Origin of the sequence: Sedimentitalea xiamensis, assembly GCF_030164465.1 — a bacterium.
Lineage (GTDB): Bacteria > Pseudomonadota > Alphaproteobacteria > Rhodobacterales > Rhodobacteraceae > Sedimentitalea > Sedimentitalea xiamensis.
The window spans coordinates 181,213-199,490 of sequence record NZ_JASNJE010000002.1; the positions used below are offsets into that span (position 1 = coordinate 181,213).

An 18,278-nucleotide genomic window follows, 5' to 3' on the forward strand; every position below is an offset into this window, starting at 1 on the left:
CAATGGGCTCCCAACTTCATAGAAGATAATCCGGAGAGAACCGATGCCCAAAAAGGAAGGTAGAAGCCGGCCGATTGCACTGACCCTGGCCCTGACGGGCCGCGATCAGGACGAAAATGCGCCGAAGCTCGCCCTGCACGCGGTGACGCGCGACGGGGATATCCTGGAATCAATCGAAGTCGGCGACGGAGACGCCGTCAAGCTGTCCGAAAAGGCGATGTCGGCCGAGGCCGTCGTCGTTCTGTCTGCCGAAACCAAGCCCGACGCCCAGGCGCTGAAGGAAGGCTACAGACTGTCCCCCGCGCAACTGATGCGTGCCGCGGAAGTGTCCGGCATCCTGGCGCTCAGCCCGTCGCGCTGGCGGCCCCTGCTGCCCTTCGGCCTGTGCGTCGACGGGTCGGTGCGCAAATGCTGGTGGTGGCCGGTCTATGTCAAAGCCGCCACCGCGCAAGTGGCGACCGCGAAAGCGCTTTCGTCAAATGTCGGCCTTGCCACGACAGCCAGGCTCGGCCTGCACGTGGCAACCGCCGACCGCATTCTGCAGAACCTGCAACTGCGCCGGTGTCACCCGGTCTGTGAGGGCATCGTCGAAGTCTATGAACGCACCTGCTGTTGCTGGCCCATCGTCATTCCGCCCCTGATCTACGACATTCGGGAACGGCTGCGCCGGCTTCTGGAACGCCTGCCGGACATCAGGATACCGCCGCGCCCGCTGCCCGATCCGATCCCTTACCGGAAGGCGGGCATGTTCGTTTCGGGAACGCTGGACGAAACCGCGTTGAACGCCGCGGCGGATCTGGCCTTCCTTGAGAGCGCGCCCTTCGAAGCGGCCAGCGCCTATGTCGAGGCGCGGCCCTACCTGCTGCGGATGATCTGCTCCTGCGGACCAAAGATATATCGCGGCGCCGCGCTGATCGGTCCGGATGGACAGTTCAGCATGTGCTATCCCGGCAATCCCTTCCTGCCCGTCAATTGCCATCGCGAATATGCCTTCCGCGTGCGGCAGATCATCGATGGCGTCGACACGGTCATCTACGACGGGGCAGCGGCGGGAATCTGGTTCGACAGTGACGAAGACATCACGCTGACGACATACGATCCCGACGCCATCGAATGTCCCGGCAGCGACCTGCCGATCCCGACGGACACGCCCTTTGCAATGCTGGAACGGATCGGTGGCACCGAGGCGTGGAACCTCAAGACGCCCGAACCGACCGGATGGGACCGCGCGGCTGTCACCAGCTACAACGACGGGCTGGCATTCCCGGCCGCGTCCGTGGCCGCGGCGCGGGGCACTTATCTCGACCGCAACTGGGGCGGCGTTCTGGGGCTGCGCTATCTGTTCACCCCCTCCCTGAAAACGCAGGGAGCGAAATACTACCGGGTGCGCGTGGCGAAGGCCGATATCAACGGCAATCCGATCGGCGTGCCAAAATACATGGATGATCCGATGGCCTGGAAATACTGGGAAAACCTCGGCGGCTATCCTCCGCAGATCAAGATCCGGGTCCAGAGCCTCAATCTTCCCTCGGATCCCAGCTTTTACGAGATCCCCTACATGCAGGATCACAACTGGCTGAGCAACTACAACCACGCGCATGTCGATACGCGGAAGTTCGACGATGGCCGCCATCTCGTGACGCTGGAGCTTTACGACTCCGCTCTAAATCGGCTTGCGCCGAACAACGCCCTGGACGCGGCCGGGTCGGACACGAAGAAGCCTTTTGCCTATGAATGGTGGCATGATCCGCTGGATGCGACCGACCCGGAGAACACGACGAACGTGCCCTATGCAGGATTGACGCACATGTTCTGGTGGGACAACCGCGATTGCGTGGCCGATATCACCAAGCTGATCAACACCGGCATCGCGAGCAATGCGCAATGCCAGTTCATGTCGGGCACCGGTTCATCGACATTCGGGGCGGAATTCCGCGCCTACCATCCCTACAATCATGGCGATCCGAGCAAGGTCTCGTTCATGCATTCCTGGAGGCTGAGGTATTGGAAAGGGCTTGGCGGCGCCGAGCAATCGCTCGACACCGGCAGCGAACCGCAGGATCCGGGCCTGAGCGCGACCGAGACCTTCGCCACGATGCTGGGCGGGGACACCAAGTGCACGTTCAGCCTGGAACTCCATGTCGACACCAAGACATTTGACGGCTCCAGCATCCTCAACAGTCTGGATGAACGTGACATCGCATCCTTCGCGCTGGATATGACGCCCTGAGCCTGGCAACGTCGCGATCAGGGCCGCCCGAACGATCGGGCGGCCCGCTTGTCATGGCGTCATCGCCTATTCCAGCGCCGGGTCTGCCCCGTGGACAGCCCCCGCCGGGCGTTCATAGACCCCGCCCGCTCCGACGAAGATCCAGCGGTCTGGAGAGCCGTCCTTGCGGGTCTCGATCAGCCACATGTCGCGACCCGGCGGGCCGTCATGGACCAGCCGGGGTGCAGAAGCCTGGTCATCGTCTGTCAACGATCCGCTGGCGCGCGCGAAATTCTCCAACTCCGCGCGAGACAGCGCAAAGGTGGGCGTCGGACAGGTTTCCGGCCGTTGCGGCCTGTCGCAGGTGACGCCGATCGCGGCGATTCCGCCATCCGGCATCACCCGCACGAAGCCGACGAAACGGTCGCCCGACACAAGGCCGACGATCCAGTAGGACGGGGCACCGGTGACGTCCTGGACCAGTTTCGGGGCCGCCGCCGAAAGCAAGGGCCATTGCGAGAACAGGGGCTCGCCCCGCGCGCGTTCGGCCCGCAGCGCGCGGCCCGCGGCGTCAAGGGCCTCCTGCTCCGTGATCATGGCCTCCTCCGCGATTGCAAGGGTGGCGAGACAGACAAGCCCCGCCGCCCAGACGCTGTTTCCCGAACCTTTCACTCCGGATCCATCCCGTTCAAACCCGGCCCTGTTCCCGCCTAATGGCTCGTCGTGGCATGGCGGACATAGATGAAGTTGGTGTGGGTCACGGAATCCCAATCCTCCCAATAGACGGCGCCGCCATTGCAGATATTGGAGTTCCAGGGCCAGGGATCGTGAATGCGAAGCCATTTCTTCGGTTGGGTGCCAAACAGCCAGAAATTCTGCCGCTTCCATCCGGTGCACACCCGCGCATGGCCGGGGATGCCGCTCTTGACCGGGCGATTGGCGTCGATTTCCGCTTTCGCCTCGGCCCAGTCGGCAGACCCGTCATAGGTTGCGTCAAGGCAGCCGTTCGACAGGCTTTCGTAACCCGCGACCTGCCCCGAATTGCTGGTGCCGGAAGCGCCGGTGCCCATGGCCGCCGCGATCGCGGTCTGATCGAAATAGCGGCGGTAGAAGTCGAGGATCATCTGCCCCGTCGCCACCGCGCAATAGACGTTCGTCTGCTGCGCATAGAGTTCAAAGCAGTCATGCGGCGTGCACCTCGGTCCGTATTTCAGAACCCGCGACGAATAGAACGGGATCAGCGCGTAGCTGCTTTGCAGTGTGAATTCGACCTTCAGTTTTTGAATCTCGTCCTTGCCGAGATCCCTGTCAAACAGCCGGGGCGTCCGTTCGCGCGCCGCTTCGAGTTCCTTGTCTTCCACGTCATAGCGCGACATCCGGGCATGACCCTCTTGTGCGTCGAGGCTGTCGAGGAAAGAATAGGCCATCTGCCCTTCGATGCCCTCGTCGCCGAACTCCGTGACCTGGCTTCCGTCGGAAACATCGAAGATCACGCTGCCTTTTTCCCGTCCCTTGCTATTGTAGAGTTCCACACGGATGCCGATCTTCGGATAACAGTAGCAGACGAATTCCTTCGCCTCCGCCGTGTTGCGCGGGTAAAGTTCCTTGGCGCGATTCAGCGCCATCTTTATCGCGGTTTCGGGATCCCAGCGGCGTTCGCCCTGCTCGACCGCGACCACGCCGGTTCCGACCAGCCGCGAGGCCGCGGTCTTGATCCGGCCGATCTCGCCCCCGCGCCCCAGCACACCGAACTCGTAAAACAGGGGTTCGCCATTCAGGTCGTAGATCTCCAGCGCCTTGGGTGAAAAATCGGCTTCCCCCCAGTCCCGGAGATCTTCCGTTCCGCCTGCCCAGGATCGTCTGACGGTCATCAAGGCATGTTCAAAAGCGCGCTCCGGCTTCACGAGCGCACGCGGATCCTGTCGTCTGATCACCATTTTCTCCTCCACTCCTATGGATGGTCAAAGGGTATCAGAAGCGGGCGAAACCAAATTGATATTGATCAACTTGTGGTGGTGACCAAGATCCGCACGGCGCGCCCTCAAAACGCAATCAGGGCAACCGCCGGGAACCGCCCGCCGCGCCTTGACAGCGTCTTTCCGACCCGACTGTCACGCGATCTTCTTCAGTTCATCGAACCAGGCGTTCCTCGCCCTTTTCCTGTCCAGCCTGACCGTGTCGTTGTGTTCCCGGAGCGCGGCATTGGCCCGAACGATCGCCGTCTTCTGGTCTTCGATGAACTTGTTGAGAACCGCCGGATCGCTGGTCAGACGGCCTTCGGCCCGCCGTTTTTCCGGGGAACCATCGAACACGGTGTCCAGCTTGGCGGTGACTTCGTCCACCAGTTTCTTGTGCGCCTTGCGATCATAGTCCGGATGCGGCGGCGGCGGGGCGTCGGGATGGTTCTGCGCCCAGACGGCGTCTTCGGCGCGAATGAGAACCAGTTCCGCCATCTGGCGATGATCCAGCGCACCCACGGTTTGCGCCCGCTTTTCCAGGTCGGCCCGCTTGGCATCGCGGATGAAATCTCCGGTCGACTTCTGCACTGCGTTGCGCAGCGCCTTGCCGCTTTGGGTGCTCATCAGGGCGGTGACATTCGTCGTCATCTCGCGCAGCAGTTCCGACGAAATGTCGGCGGGCATGTCCCCGTTGCCGAACGCGCCGCTCATGGCCTTGCGCACATCCTTCTTCGCGCGGTCGAATGCCTTCTGCTTGTTAGGCGGCAGCGCAAAGCTTTCGGACTTCGTCGGCAGCGAGATATTGGCCGGCAGCTTGTTGGTGGCGTCCGGGGTCGGAATCTCGCCATGCGCCGCAGTGTATAAACGGCCAACCCGGTCGAGAATCCCATTCAGCGACGCATCTTCATGGCTGGCCGGAATGGTTTCGGCGACCGGCTTGACCGGCGGGGCGCCGACGCGCTGGATCAGCGCGGCATTGTTGACCTGATGCGCGACCTGGCTGTAGGCATCGTCCTTGGCCTTGGCGCGGCAGGCGTCGGAAAATGTGCCGGTGAAATAATCCACCAGGGCGGGGGCGGCCTTGCGCACCGGTTCGATGCCGTATTCCGCGATCAACTGGGGCACGCTGACCAGATATTCCTGAAGCAGCGCCTTGTCGCCCTTTTTCTGGTAGACGGGATCATCGAGCCGTTCGAACAGCCGCTCCCGTATCTTCGCTTCGTCCGGATTGCCCGAACAGAGCAGCGCCGAGTTCCTGGAATCCTGCATGATGGCGGCGACGTAGTCGGAATTGGCGATCGACGGGTCCATCAGCCCGTCCGCGCCGACACGCTTCGCACCTTCGGGCGCGGCGCAGGGAATGTCATCGGTTCCATAGAGCATGCGCGCGCAGGAATGCGTCAGTTCATGGATCAGCGTGCCCGGCGACGCGGGATTGCCATCCTTGTCGATCCCGCCGCCGAACATCACCACATGCGAAGTTTCCTCGTAGGCTCCGCGCGGGCTGTCGTTATGTGGCAGTTTCCGGGCATAGTCGGCATGATAAGAGTTATAGAGCAGGCCGATCTGCGCCCGCTCCGAAACAAATATCCGCAACCCCGTCGGGGTCGGCTCGGTCCCCTGCATCTGGTCCGGCGCGGAATGCTCGTTGGCCGCATCCAGTGCTGCCAGGTCCAGGACCGGGCGAAGGGCCGGGTCGGCATAGAGTTGTTCATACATCTCGCGCATCTTGGCCACATCGCCCGGATTTTCGCAGGTGGTGGCCCGCATGAGGATTTCGACCGTGCTCACGTCCTGTTCGGTCGGGGCGACAAGCGAACGGTCCTCGTTCAGCTTCGACGCTTCCTCATAAGCGCGTTCCGCCATGGGTTTCGTGGTCGCCGTCACCACGTCGATCGGGCGCCAGCCGCGCGCATCGCGCAGGTTCTCGTCCGCCCCCAGATCGATCAGGCTGGACACGGCATCCGGGTTCCCGTCTAGGCAGGCCAGGTGCAGCACCGACATGCCCATCGAATCCTGGATGTCCCTGGTCGCCGGATCGGCGGCCAGCAGTTCCAGCATCATCGCGCATTGCGCCTGTTTCTGTTCCTCCAGTTCCCGGGCGCGCAGATCGCCGTTCTTCCCGTCCGACGGCGTCTTGGGATTGACGCGCTGCGCGAAGAGTTCGTGCATCGCCGTCCCGCCGGCCTTGGTTTTCAGGGTCAGATCAGGTTTTTTCGTCAACAGGTAAGAGATCATGTCCTGATCCAGTTTACCGGCAGCGCTCTGGATCAGGGTGCGTTCGTTTTCATCCCCCGGAACGCGGCTGTTGATCAGCGTCGGGTCCTGCTTGAACAGCTCGTCAAGCGTCTTGAAATCTTTCGCCCCCATGGCCTTGTCGACCGCCAGGACATCGGTTTTGCGGTCGGTCATCTTGCCCTTCAGATGGGCGATGGTGGCCCCGACCTCGGGGGCGTTCTGAACCAGATCGCGGATATCCGCGATCGACGTGGCATTGTCGAAGCGTCCGCGCAACGCGGCTTTCAGTTCTCCAACGCCGGCGGCGATCAGATCCGCGTCCATCGGCTGTTCGGCCTGCGCGCGGGCCTTGCGGGCCTTTTCGGCCTGCAATTCCTGCTCCATGCGCTTGGCTTCGTCGGGACCGGCGGTCTTCATGTTGGTCTCGAGCATTTCGATATTCGCGTCGATCACCGTGATCAGCCCATGCAGCGGGTCTGCCAGTTCCAGCGCCGGAATCGCCGCGCGCAGCACCGCGCGATCGCTGATGGCCGTCCCCAGGCTGCCCTGAAGATCGGGAATCGTCACGGTCAGAAGCTGCAACAGTTCGGCAGACGCCGCGCCCTGCGCCCCTTTTCCGGTCCGCATGCTTTCCGTCAATTGATCGGCCCGGGCGTTGGCCGTGGCGATCCGGTCGTTCAGATCGGCGATTTCCTTTTCTTTCCCGTCGATTTCGGCCCTTTTCGCCTTGAGCGCCCGGGACGGACCGTTGGTCGCCTCTTCGACCCGGCGCGCGACTTCGGCGGCAAGCAGCGCGTCCAGCGCCGTATCACCCTTGGCATCGGGCCTCTTGGGGTCCGCCCCTGCCGCGATCAGTTCGTCGATCATGGTCTGGTTGCCGGTCTTGATGGCCGCATGCAGTTCGGTCTGGCCATTCTTGTCCAGTGGACGGTTCACGTCGGCGCCGGCGGTGAGCAACGCCGAAACCGCGTCGGGCTGGTTGTCCCGGATCGCCTGCTGCAGAAGCGTTCCGCCATCGTTCATCACGTTCACCGATGCGCCGCTGGCGGCGAGAATGCCGATGATCTCGGGGTTCCTCTTCATCGCGACTTCCATGACGGATCTGCCGGGAACCTCGTTGATCAGCGCCTTCGGATCAGGGTCCGCGCCCGCCTCGATGAGTTCGTCGAGCTGGTTCGTGATCCCGGCCCAGACAAGTTGCAGAAGCGGGGTATTGTGCTTCTTGTCGGTTCCGTTCGGGTCCGCCCCGGCATCCAGCACCGCCGTCATCGCGTCGGCGAACATCTGATCCGCATCGGCCTGGCTGACACTTGCATCACTCAGGTTTTTCTTGTGGCGGCCGATCAGTTGCAAGAAGACTTTCGCGGATTCATCCGGGTTCGCGACCGGGGCCCCGGCGGCGGCAATGTCCGCGATGACCGTGCTTTGCCCGAGCTTGACCGCTTCCACCAGCACCGAGGTCTTCGAATCGGTCTCGAAGTCATGCTTGAGAAGGTCGGGATCCTTGCGCCTGTATTCGTCCAGCTTGGCCTTGAACTCCGCGGATTTGTTTTCGGCCAGGAGCTTCTTCAGCTCGTCCTTGCGGGAGGCGCGCTCCTTGAACTTCGCTTCAGCGGAATCGAGACTTGCCTTGATCTCCTTGCTGTTCATCACGTCGGTCTTGTTGAACCCCGGCATGACCGGGTATTTTTCGACGAAGGCCTTCGCCGCGGCCCTGGCTTCCGCGAACTGGTCGCGCCAATCCGCTGTGTCATTGGGCTTGTCATCAAAGCGCCTGGTGATCTCCCGCATGCAGGCGTCCGCGATCAGGCATTCGGTCTCGCTCGGCATGCCGCGGCGGGACTTGTCCTCCTTCGCCGGTTTCAGCCGACCGGAGGAACCGACCGTCGCGCCCGGCACGCCCAGCAACTGCGCGAGACCGGGAACGCCGCCGGGGTCCGTGTTGATGTGTTCCTCGCCAACCAGCGCGACGAAACTCTGACCTCCCGACGCCTTGATCGCTTCCTTCATGATGTCCGCGGCGCTGATGTTCATCTTGGCGCAGCGTTCGACGTTGTGCATGGCCGAACTCTTTTCGACGCGTTCCACCTTTGATTCCGGTGTGTCGATCCCGACGACGCGGACACCGTTCTTCTTCGCCAGTCCGATCATCCCGGCGAAATCGAGCTGGAACGTATCCTTCACCGAACCCAGGTAAGCCTTGAGAACCGGAGACATTTCCGCTTTCTCATCCTGGAGAAAAGCATCGATGAGCGGTTGGAATTCGTAGCTCAACTCTTCGAGAAAGATCAATCCCGTGTTGTTCTTCCTGCTGATCTCGCCGGATTCCAGCGCCGCGATGATCGGGTCGCGGTGGGTATTGTCCTTGTGGTCGCCGCCGATGACGATGCCGCCCTTTTCTTGCAGGGTATCTCTGAGCGCCGCCTGACCCGGCCCGTCGAACAGGTCGTCCTGATCGGGATCGTCGGGCGGATATTTCATCTTCCGGCAGGCGCGGCGGCTCTTGACCAGTTCGGCGTCCATGGCCTTGAGATATTCGTCGGTGGTGCATTCCTCCTCGATCAGCTTCTGCAGGTCGCCGGCGCTGATGTTCTTGTTGGCATCTCCGGCCTTGGCTCTTTCCTTGGCCAGCATCGCCTCGGATATCTGGTTCTTCAGATGCCGCGGACTGACGTTGGCGGGCGGGTAGAAGAATTGCAGATCAGCATAGACGAAATCGGATTCCAGCACCGTATCGCCATCCTTGAGCGCAAGGCCGGCGAAACCCTGCCCGATCATCGAACGGACGGACTTGCGGATCTCGTCCGCATTGGTCTTTGGCAGAAGCGCCAGATCGATCCTCAGCTTTGCCATGGCGCTATTTCCTTTACGGGTTCACGGAGAGTTGCTGAAGCAGGGTCCGCAGAGGCCGGACCAGGTGACCATCGGCATCGGCCCTGTCCGCGCCGTCGAGCGGGTGGTTGGAAATATGCGCCAGCAAGGGGTTGCTTTCACAAAACGCGATGCAGGATTGCGCGGCCTGTTGCGCGGGACCGACCGCCTTGGCGCGCGCCGCCGCGTCCGGACTGTCAAGCACCGTGCGCAGGGTTTCCGACAGCCTGTCCCCATGCGTCGCGATCTCGTCCGCCAAGGCGTTCAGTTTCCGGATCTGGGCGCCGACATCCGGATCTTCGATTTCCTGTTCCATCGCGGATTGAATGTCCCTGATCTGAAGGACCACCGCGTCGCTGGCTTGCTTCCAGTCGATGGCCGACAGGGTAAGCGATACCGGCATCGCCTTTTGCAGCGATTGCAGGTCTTCCACACGGCTCGTCAGCGAACGCAGCAACAGGGTCGCATCGGTCAACTCGGCCCGCAGTTCCGCCGGATCGGCGCTGTCGTCGCAATCCGCGATGCGTTGGAAAACCGATGACAGAGAGCCGGATTCGACGGGAAACACGGCCCGGATCGCGTCGGTCTCGCCAAGCCGCCTTTCCGCCGTATCGCGCAGTTTCTTCAGGTCTGCGACCGTGGCCTCGATACCCTCCGGCTCTGGCAGGGTGACTCCCAGATGCCGGACAAGAAAATCAATCTGCGTCGCGGAGAAATCGACTCGATAACCGGCCATTCGAAACAATCCATCTTGGTCGGTTCAATTCTGACACAACGGGAATCGTTTTCACAGAAAAAGAAGATCGCACCATCCGCGAACCCGCGGTGGGTCCGCCCGGCCTTACGGGAGGCGTCGCTGCGCATGCGCGCAAGCCGGGCAAAACGCCGATCACGTCATGACATCGCTCGGGGCCGAGGGGCTGGAAACCAGGCCCCACGACCTCGCCAGGGCTGTCATGGAAGAAAGCACCTCACGGCATGCCTGATTGCTCTGACATCTCCGGAACCGGCGCTGCGATCTGCCGGCAAGGCACTGGCGCTCAGCTTTCGTGGATACCGTCACTGCAGAACGTGCCGCCCTGGTAGACCGCGTTCGGATCATTGGCTGACGGTGGCTGCATCGTGGCGTCCAGTTTGGCGCGAAACACCTCCGAAGTGTCCTGTGGTTGCCAGCCAAGATACGCAGTTTCGCGATTGTCCCACCAGCTCGCCGCATTGGCCGACGCCCCATAGATGATCGGGCAGCCAAGCCGCGGCACGGCGAAAACCCTTACGATCAGCCGGATGAGATCATCATAGCTCAACCATGTCGACAGCATCCGGTGATTGGCGGGCTCGGGAAAACAGGACCCGATGCGGATCGAGGCCGTTTCGATCCCGAACTTGTCATGATACATCGACGCAACCGCCTCGCCGAATACTTTGGACACACCGTAGAACCCATCGGGCCGCGTGCGCGAATTGGCATCCAGCCGTTCGGTCTGCTCGTGAAAACCGATCGCGTGGTTGGAAGAGGCAAAAACGATGCGTGGTGTGACCGAGGATTTCCGCGCCGCTTCATAGAGATTGACTATCCCGTCGATATTGGCGGCCCGAATGGTTTCCCACGGCGCTTCCGTTGCCTGCCCGCCCAGATGGACAATGCCGTCACACCCCTGGACCAGCTCCATTACGGCATCCTTGTCCTCGAGACCACAGTACACGATTTCCTCGCCTTCGCGCGCATCGCCCAGATCCTTGCAGTCGCTCAGCCGCAGATTGTCGGCAAGGTGCCCCAGCCGACCCCGGCAAACCGATCCCAGCCGTCCACTGGCGCCTGTGATCAGAAGTTTGCTCAATTTCTTCATCTCTCTCACCTCTTCTGTTTTGTCCTGCGCCGCGCCCGTCACCCCGCAAACCGCACCTGTGGGACACCTTTGATCCCTAGTCCCTTGATGGCAAAAAGGCTGCCGGCCTCCGGCTGATCCCGCCCCGGCGTCAATCCGAGACTGAGGGAGGTGACAAAGAGCACATCCAGATTCGCCCCGCCGAATTGCGGTTTCGTAGGTTTTTCGACCGGCATGTCGATCGTCAACAAAACCTCGCCGTCCGGCGAGATCCGGTAGATCTGCCAGCCCGAAACGCCGGCCTGCCAATAGCACCCTTCGGCATCCACCGTACCGCCATCGGGCCGGCCGGCAACCACACGGGTATCGAAGAATACGCGCGCCTCCCCCGGCTCTCCCGTTTCCATATCATAGTCGCACACCCAGATCCTGCGCACCGCCGGGTCGCTGTCCGATACATACATCCGCCGCCCGTCCGGTGAAAACGCCAGACCGTTGGCGGTATGGAACCCGCCCCGCCACGCGCTCAGGGTCAGGTCCGGATCCAGACGGTAGAATGTGCCGGCCGGCGCGGGGCCGCCCGCGTCTCGCATCGAACCGGCCCAGAAGCGGCCCTGCATATCCGTGCAGCCGTCATTGAACCGGTTGTCTGGCAGATGTGCTTCGGGATCGGCAATGTGGTCGCGCCGACCGGTCTCCGGATCGAAGAACCAGAACCCCGATTTCGCTGCCAGAACCAGCCCGCCGGCTTCGCGCCGCGCAAGGCAACCGACCGGTTCGCCGAAATCGAAACTCTCGTTCAGGCCCGATTTCGGATCGTAGCGGTGGATCAGCCCGGCGGTGATATCGACCCACCAAAGCCGCTGATCGCCCACATCCCAGACGGCGCCCTCGCCCAGCGCGCTCCGTGTTGCTGCCGCCAATTCGATCCGATAGCCCATTTGGCACCCATTTCCCGGCCAGAGCCGCTCCGGCATTCGGCCGATCTGCACTGCCATGCCTCACTCTTGGCGCCCCATGACGGCCGACGACAACCTGGGACTGGACAGCCTCAGGTAAAATACTCGGGATAGGCCGCCATGATTTCCGGCAACCGCCCGATTGTGCCCGACAGATGGGCTCGCATGGCATCGACAGCGCCGTGACGATCTCCTGCTTCGATCCTTTCGATAACCGTGGTGTGGCCTTCGATCACAGATTGAAGCTTGTGTGACCTGGGCAGGTCCAGAGTGCGCAAACGGGCCATGTGGCCCGACCTCTCGGCGGCATGGGCATGCATGGCGGATTGCCCCGCGGCGATGAACAGAGCCTGATGGAAGCTCTCGTCCAATTCGCGGAAAAGCTCGATCTGTTCGGGATCGTCGGCCAACGCTTCCTGGATTTTCAGATAACCCTTGGCTTTTTTCAGATCCGGCATCGGATCGGCGCGGCAGAGGGTATCCACCATTTCGCATTCCAGCGCCGTGCGCAGGAAGTTTTCCTGCGCCAGCCGCACCGGCGCGATACGGGTGACTTCGGTGCGGGACTGCGGGTAGGAGACCACCAGCCCCAGACCTTCCAGCCTGAGGATCGCTTCGCGCACCGGCGACTGGCTTACGGCAAAGGCTTCGGCCAGTTCGGCCCGGTTCAGGATCGTGCCCGGCGGCAGCTTCAACCCGACGATACGCGTGCGCAGTTCCTGAAACACGCGCCCTGCCGAAGAAAGGCCGGACCCCGATGCAAGCGGGTCGATATCGCCGTGATCGTTCGACGTTGCCTCCAGCGAAAGGCGATTTGGTTTCGATGCTGCCAAGCTGCGCCCCCTAGTTCATGATGGCATTCGGCAATGCCAGAGATAGCGAAGGGAAGATCAACAGTAACGTGAAAAACACCGCGATAGCGGCGAAGAACGGGATCGCGGCCTTTGCATAGGCCCCGGTCTTGACGTCGAGGATGCCGCAGACGGTGAACATGATCACGCCCACCGGCGGGGTCAGCCCGCCGAGGTTGATCAGAAGTACGATCACGATTCCCATATGCACCGGGTCGAACCCCGCGTGGATCAGCACCGGCATCACGATGGGCGTGACCAGCAGGATATTGGCCGCCCCTTCCAGGAACATGCCCGTCACCACCAGGATCGCGCAGACGATGAGCAAAAGACCCACCGGGTTATCCGTGAGCGAGGTCATGAACCGCGTGATCTCCTGCGGTGCGCGTTCGATGGTCATGGCATAGCCGAGAACGGCGGCCATCATGATCAGCAGCATGACCATGCCCAGATCGGACATGGTGGCGCGAAAGGCTTCCAGAATACGATCTATCGTCAGCTCCCGATACACCACCGTACCGATCAGGAGGGCATAGAGAACAAGGAAGACCCCCGCCTCGGTCGCGGTGAAGAAACCAAAGCGAAACCCGATGATCAGGAAGACCGGGAACATCAGCGCCCAGATGCTTTCCAGGAAACTGCGTCCCAGATCGCCCGCGCTGGGCCGCGACGGCAGGTCCGGCTCATAGCCGCGCCTGCGCGCCACGACATAGGTCGCAGCCATCAGGATCAGGGTCAGCAACACCCCCGGCAACAGCCCTCCGATGAACAGCCGCCCGATCGACACTTCGTTGATATAGCCGAACAGGATCAGCCCGATCGACGGCGGTATGGTCGCGGTGATGATCGAGCCAAAGGCCAGAACGGCGGAAATGAAGGCCGCCGAATAGCCCTGCGCACGCATGGAAGGCCCCAACAGTCGGGCCTCCATCGAGGCATCGGCCACCGCCGACCCGGAAATGCCCCCCATCAGCATCGACAGCACGATGGACACCTGCGCCAACCCGCCCGACAGCCATCCCGTCAGCAGGCGCGAGAACTTCACCAGTCGCCCGGTGATTCCCGCCTCGTTCATCAGGTTGCCAGCGAGGATGAAGAACGGCACCGCCAGCAGCGGAAAATTCTCGAGCGCCGTCACCATTTTCTGGATGGCCACGGTGGTGGGCATCGTGCCGGTCAGCACGAAAACCGGGATCGACGACAGCATCAACGCAAAGGCGACCGGCAAGCCGATGACCAGGAGAACGGTAAAGAGGGAGGCAATCAGCAGCAGCATCAGCCTGCACGCCAATGTTCGATGATCTGTATGCTCAACGTGCGCAACCACAAGACGATGCCCACGGGCATGGCCAGATGGATATAGGATTTCGGGATTTGCAGCGCGCCCAGCATGCGTTTGTGCATCAGCGGCACATTGATGACGGCGTAATAGAGCAGATAGAGCAGAAGTCCGAAAATCACGATCCGGTTCACGATCTCGATCATCCGCCCGACATGCGGCGGCACGTTGTCAAGCATGATGGACAGCCCGAAATGCCGCTTCTGCTGCATGGCGATATCGACGCAAATCACCACCAGCCAAACGAACAACGCCGTCGACACCTCCAACGACCAGATGATCGGATTACCCATCTTGCGCGACACGGCTGCAACGGCCACCAAAACGACGATCGCGGCCAGCAACACGGTCGCGAGCGAGACTTCGAAGCGTCGAAACATGGAGAGTCTATCCAGTATCCGTTGCCGTGCCGGAATTCGCGGCCCGGTCTGACACGGGCCGCGGAATATCCCGGTCAGACCTGCTTACTCGCCAAGCACCTCTTTGACCAGCGCAGCCTCCGCCGTCAGGTTCAGCATCTCATAGACAGGGGCCACGTTCCTCTTGAACGGGGCAAGGTCGACCTCGGAAATCGCGACCCCCTGATCGGCCACGAATTTCATCGCCTCCACGCCCAGTTCGTTGGTGAGTCCCGAGGCATAGCGGCCGTTTTGCACTGCGAGATCGCGCACGATGGCCTGGTTTTCTGGCAAAATCTGGTTCCACGCCTCCGCCGAGATGACGAGCGCGGTCACGAGCTGGATATGGCCGGTCAGGGTCACGTTCTTGATCACCTCGTAGAGTTTCGCCCCCTTGATGGCGGTGGGCTGCGCCTCGGCCGCATCGATCGTGCCCAGCTGCAACGCGGAATACACCTCTCCCCATGGGATCGGCGTCGGTTCGGCGCCCATGGCCCGGATCGTTTCGATCCAGATCGGCGCTCCGATCGTGCGCATCCTTACCCCCGCCAGATCCTCCGGGCCGGAGACCGGCTTTTGCGTCAGCGCGTGGCGCGCGCCCTGATACCAGTTCGACGCCAGCATCACGAGACCGGCCTTGTCGGCCAGTTCATCCCCCCAGCTCAGGTAGGCATCGGAAAGGGCGAACTTGTCGGCATCTTCATATGCATCGAAAAGGAACGGCGCCGACATGATCGCCAGCGAAGGCACAAATTCGGAAAGACGGGCCACGTCCGTCACTGTTCCAACCGCAGCGCCGGCACGGGCCTGGTCCAGCATTTCAGTCGTGTCGCCCAGTTGGCTGTTATGGAAAACCTCGACGACGACCTCTCCCCCGGTGGCCTCGGCGACTTCGGCGGCGAATTTGTCCAGCCCTTGCCCCATCGGATCGTCCGGCGCCAGAACGGTGCCGATACGCAACGTGGTTTCGGCCATCGACGCGGACCCCAGGCCGAAAACACAAGCAGCGGCCGCCGCGATAACCGCGACCTTCTTGGAAATGGACATTGCTTCCTCCCTTTGACGATGCCCTAAATTGATATATTAATTTGATTGTAATACTATTCAAACTGTGCTGGTGTCAATATCTGCACGCCGCCGTCGGAGATATGCCCGTGAAATCCTACAAAGAGCTTCGAAGCGCCCGCTTCTTTGCGGCAGATGATTTCCGGTCCTTCGGGCATCGCAGCCGTGCGATGCAGATGGGGCTCGGGCACGAGGACTGGGAAGGGCGTCCGGTCATTGCCATCATCAACACCTGGTCGGAGGCACAGCCGTGCCACATGCATTTCAAGGATCGGGCGGAATGGGTAAAACGCGGCATCCTGCAGTCCGGCGGGATGCCAATGGAGCTGCCCGCGCATTCGCTCTCGGAACAGTTCCTGAAACCGACCTCGATGCTTTATCGCAACATGGCCGCCATGGATGTCGAGGAGCAGCTGCGCGCCCATCCCGTGGACGGCGCGGTGCTGATGGGCGGTTGCGACAAATCCACACCTGCGCTGATCATGGGAGCGATTTCCTGGGGCTTCCCGTTCCTGTTCCTGCCCGCCGGCCCGATGTTGCGCGGAAATTACGCCGGCCGGGTGCTGGGATCGGGCTCGGATGCCTTCAAATACTGGGACGAACTGCGTGCGGGAACGATCGGCCCGGACGAATGGAAAGGGATCGAGGGCGGCATCGCCCGGTCGTATGGCCATTGCATGACGATGGGCACGGCATCGACCATGACGGCCATCGCCGAAGCTTTCGGCCTGACCCTGCCCGGCGCCTCGTCAATCCCGGCGGCCGATGCGGGTCATCAGCGCATGTCCGCCGCCTGCGGGCGCCGGATCGTCGACATGGTCTGGGAAGACCTGACACCGGACAAGATCCTGACCGCTGCCGCAGCGAAGAACGCCACGACGGTAGCCATGGCCACGGGCTGTTCGACCAACGCGATCATCCATCTTGTCGCGATGGCCCGGCGCGCCGGACTCGACTGGAGCCTCGACGACCTCGACCGCATCGGCCACGAGGTGCCGGTGCTGGCCAATATCCGCCCGTCCGGTTCCACCTATCTGATGGAGGATTTCTTCTATGCCGGCGGGCTGACCGCGCTGATGAAAGAATTGGGCGAAGCACTCGATCTCTCCACCCTCACCGTCAACGGCAAGACGCTGCGAGACAATGTTGCGGCCGCGGTGAACTACAACACGGATGTGATTCGCCCCATGTCGAACCCGGTCTATCACCAGGGATCGCTCGCCGTTCTGAAGGGCAATCTCGCCCCCGACGGCGCGGTCATCAAACCCGCGGCCTGCGATCCGAAATTCCACAAACACACCGGCCCTGCCCTCATCGCCGACAGCTACCCCGAGCTGAAGCGGATCGTGGACGATCCCGATTATCCGATGACGCCCGATCACGTCCTGGTGCTCCGCAATGCAGGCCCGCTCGGCGGTCCGGGAATGCCGGAATGGGGAATGCTGCCAATGCCCAAGGCCCTGCTGAAACATGGCCACCGCGACATGCTTCGCCTCAGCGATGCTCGTATGTCCGGCACGAGTTTCGGCGCCTGCATCCTGCATGCCGCGCCGGAAGCCTATGTCGGCGGGCCTCTCGCCCTTATCCGCAACGGCGATATCATCGAAGTCGATGTCGAAGCCCGCAGCCTGAACGTGCAGCTTTCGGACGACGAATTCATGGAACGCCGCACCGCCTGGGTTTCCCCGCCGCCGCGCCACGAACGCGGTTATGGCTGGATATTCGCCCGCCACGTGCAGCAGGCCAACCTGGGCTGCGATTTCGACTTTCTCACAACCGGCTTCGGCGCTCCGGTCCCCGAACCCGATATCTTCTGACCCGACCCATAGGGAACCTGCCCGCCATGCCCAACCCAAACCCCGACACCCTGGACAAGCTCTCCCATGTCAGCGTCGCCACCCTGGCGACCGCCCTTTTCAAACGCGGCCTGCGCAACCAGGTCATACAGAACGTGGACCCGGTCCGGCCCAAGGGCCGCAACATGGTCGGGCCGGCCTTTACACTGCGATACATCCCGGCCCGCGAAGACCGAAACACACTCGACGTGTTTCGCAATCCCGAACATCCGCAGCGCCATGCAGTGGAAACCTGCCCGCCCGGACATGTGCTGGTCATGGACAGTCGCAAGGACGCACGCGCGGCCTCTGCCGGCGATATTCTCGTCACCCGCCTGATGGTCCGCGGCGGCGCAGGTGTGGTCACCGATGGCGGCTTCCGCGACGCGATGGAAATCGCCAAGCTCGATGTTCCGGCCTACCACAGCCGCCCGTCCAGCCCGACCAACCTGACGCTGAACGAAGCAATCGACATCAACACCCCCATCGCCTGCGGCGATGCCCCCGTGTTTCCCGGCGATATCATCGTGGGAGACGACGACAGCGTCATCGTCATCCCCGCCCATCTGGCAGATGAGATCGCCAAGGAAGCCACGCAGATGACCTCCTACGAGGATTTCGTGAAGGAACGTGTACTGGCGGGCGAAACCATCATCGGACTTTACCCGGCCACCCGCGAAGAGAACCTGAAAATCTTTCACGACTGGCGCAAAAAGAACGGCCGATGAA

General features: G+C 62.0%; 13 protein-coding genes. 3 read left to right on the forward strand and 10 right to left on the reverse strand.

All coding sequences use genetic code 11. The features are described from left to right. The first annotated feature begins 43 nt into the window (after positions 1-43). Positions 44-2,230 carry a hypothetical protein gene (locus QO034_RS02585; protein ID WP_284483942.1) on the forward strand — a complete coding sequence of 729 codons (2,187 nt, stop codon included), beginning with the start codon at positions 44-46 and terminating at the stop codon, positions 2,228-2,230. A gap of 66 nt (positions 2,231-2,296) precedes the next feature. Here the strand turns inward: QO034_RS02585 and QO034_RS02590 are convergent, their stop codons facing one another. The 10 genes from QO034_RS02590 to QO034_RS02635 all read right to left on the reverse strand — a co-directional run bounded on the left by QO034_RS02590 (position 2,297) and on the right by QO034_RS02635 (position 15,696). Then, on the reverse strand, positions 2,297-2,881 hold the full coding sequence (locus QO034_RS02590) for a hypothetical protein (RefSeq protein WP_284483943.1): 585 nt from the start codon (positions 2,879-2,881) through the stop codon (positions 2,297-2,299). Between the two features lie 38 nt (positions 2,882-2,919). After that, positions 2,920-4,146, reverse strand: coding sequence for a C39 family peptidase (locus QO034_RS02595; protein WP_284483944.1), 1,227 nt, complete (start codon positions 4,144-4,146; stop codon positions 2,920-2,922). A 174-nt stretch (positions 4,147-4,320) separates the two neighbouring features. Beyond that, positions 4,321-9,258, reverse strand: a complete 4,938-nt coding sequence (locus tag QO034_RS02600; RefSeq protein WP_284483945.1) for an ankyrin repeat domain-containing protein — start codon at positions 9,256-9,258, stop codon at positions 4,321-4,323. Between the two features lie 13 nt (positions 9,259-9,271). Continuing rightward, entirely contained in the window at positions 9,272-10,012 is a 741-nt protein-coding gene (locus tag QO034_RS02605; RefSeq protein ID WP_284483946.1) for a hypothetical protein, read from the reverse strand. Positions 10,013-10,316: 304 nt separating this feature from the next. Then, positions 10,317-11,165, reverse strand: a complete 849-nt coding sequence (locus tag QO034_RS02610) for an NAD-dependent epimerase/dehydratase family protein (RefSeq protein ID WP_284483947.1) — start codon at positions 11,163-11,165, stop codon at positions 10,317-10,319. Next, entirely contained in the window at positions 11,162-12,100 is a 939-nt protein-coding gene (locus QO034_RS02615) for an SMP-30/gluconolactonase/LRE family protein (protein WP_284483948.1), read from the reverse strand. Before QO034_RS02615 ends, QO034_RS02610 begins: the two co-directional genes overlap by 4 nt. 53 nt (positions 12,101-12,153) lie before the next feature. Then, positions 12,154-12,894 (reverse strand): GntR family transcriptional regulator, encoded by a 741-nt coding sequence (locus QO034_RS02620; RefSeq protein ID WP_284483949.1) that lies wholly within the window; start codon positions 12,892-12,894, stop codon positions 12,154-12,156. Positions 12,895-12,904: 10 nt separating this feature from the next. Then, a complete protein-coding gene (locus QO034_RS02625) occupies positions 12,905-14,188 on the reverse strand; it encodes a TRAP transporter large permease (RefSeq protein ID WP_284483950.1) in 1,284 nt (427 codons plus the stop codon). Further along, positions 14,188-14,631 (reverse strand): TRAP transporter small permease, encoded by a 444-nt coding sequence (locus tag QO034_RS02630; protein WP_284483951.1) that lies wholly within the window; start codon positions 14,629-14,631, stop codon positions 14,188-14,190. The genes QO034_RS02625 and QO034_RS02630 overlap by 1 nt, the downstream gene beginning before the upstream one ends. 84 nt (positions 14,632-14,715) lie before the next feature. After that, positions 14,716-15,696 carry a C4-dicarboxylate TRAP transporter substrate-binding protein gene (locus QO034_RS02635; protein WP_284483952.1) on the reverse strand — a complete coding sequence of 327 codons (981 nt, stop codon included), beginning with the start codon at positions 15,694-15,696 and terminating at the stop codon, positions 14,716-14,718. Positions 15,697-15,797: 101 nt separating this feature from the next. Here QO034_RS02635 and araD point away from each other — a divergent pair, with 101 nt between their 5' ends. Both araD and QO034_RS02645 read left to right on the forward strand, forming a co-directional pair. Continuing rightward, the gene (araD, locus tag QO034_RS02640) at positions 15,798-17,531 is read left to right on the forward strand and encodes an L-arabinonate dehydratase (RefSeq protein WP_284483953.1); all 1,734 of its coding nucleotides are present in this window, start codon (positions 15,798-15,800) and stop codon (positions 17,529-17,531) included. Positions 17,532-17,557: 26 nt separating this feature from the next. After that, positions 17,558-18,277 (forward strand): ribonuclease activity regulator RraA, encoded by a 720-nt coding sequence (locus tag QO034_RS02645; protein ID WP_284483954.1) that lies wholly within the window; start codon positions 17,558-17,560, stop codon positions 18,275-18,277. Position 18,278 lies beyond the last annotated feature (1 nt).

Bases quoted from the DNA above. Each gene is read 5' to 3' on its own strand.
- QO034_RS02585 (WP_284483942.1), top strand. From the start codon at position 44: ATGCCCAAAAAGGAAGGTAGAAGCCGGCCGATTGCACTGACCCTGGCC.
- QO034_RS02595 (WP_284483944.1), bottom strand. From the start codon at position 4,146: ATGGTGATCAGACGACAGGATCCGCGTGCGCTCGTGAAGCCGGAGCGC.
- QO034_RS02600 (WP_284483945.1), bottom strand. From the start codon at position 9,258: ATGGCAAAGCTGAGGATCGATCTGGCGCTTCTGCCAAAGACCAATGCG.
- QO034_RS02605 (WP_284483946.1), bottom strand. From the start codon at position 10,012: ATGGCCGGTTATCGAGTCGATTTCTCCGCGACGCAGATTGATTTTCTT.
- QO034_RS02615 (WP_284483948.1), bottom strand. From the start codon at position 12,100: ATGGCAGTGCAGATCGGCCGAATGCCGGAGCGGCTCTGGCCGGGAAAT.
- QO034_RS02625 (WP_284483950.1), bottom strand. From the start codon at position 14,188: ATGCTGCTGCTGATTGCCTCCCTCTTTACCGTTCTCCTGGTCATCGGC.
- QO034_RS02630 (WP_284483951.1), bottom strand. From the start codon at position 14,631: ATGTTTCGACGCTTCGAAGTCTCGCTCGCGACCGTGTTGCTGGCCGCG.
- QO034_RS02635 (WP_284483952.1), bottom strand. From the start codon at position 15,696: ATGTCCATTTCCAAGAAGGTCGCGGTTATCGCGGCGGCCGCTGCTTGT.
- araD (WP_284483953.1), top strand. From the start codon at position 15,798: ATGCCCGTGAAATCCTACAAAGAGCTTCGAAGCGCCCGCTTCTTTGCG.
- QO034_RS02645 (WP_284483954.1), top strand. From the start codon at position 17,558: ATGCCCAACCCAAACCCCGACACCCTGGACAAGCTCTCCCATGTCAGC.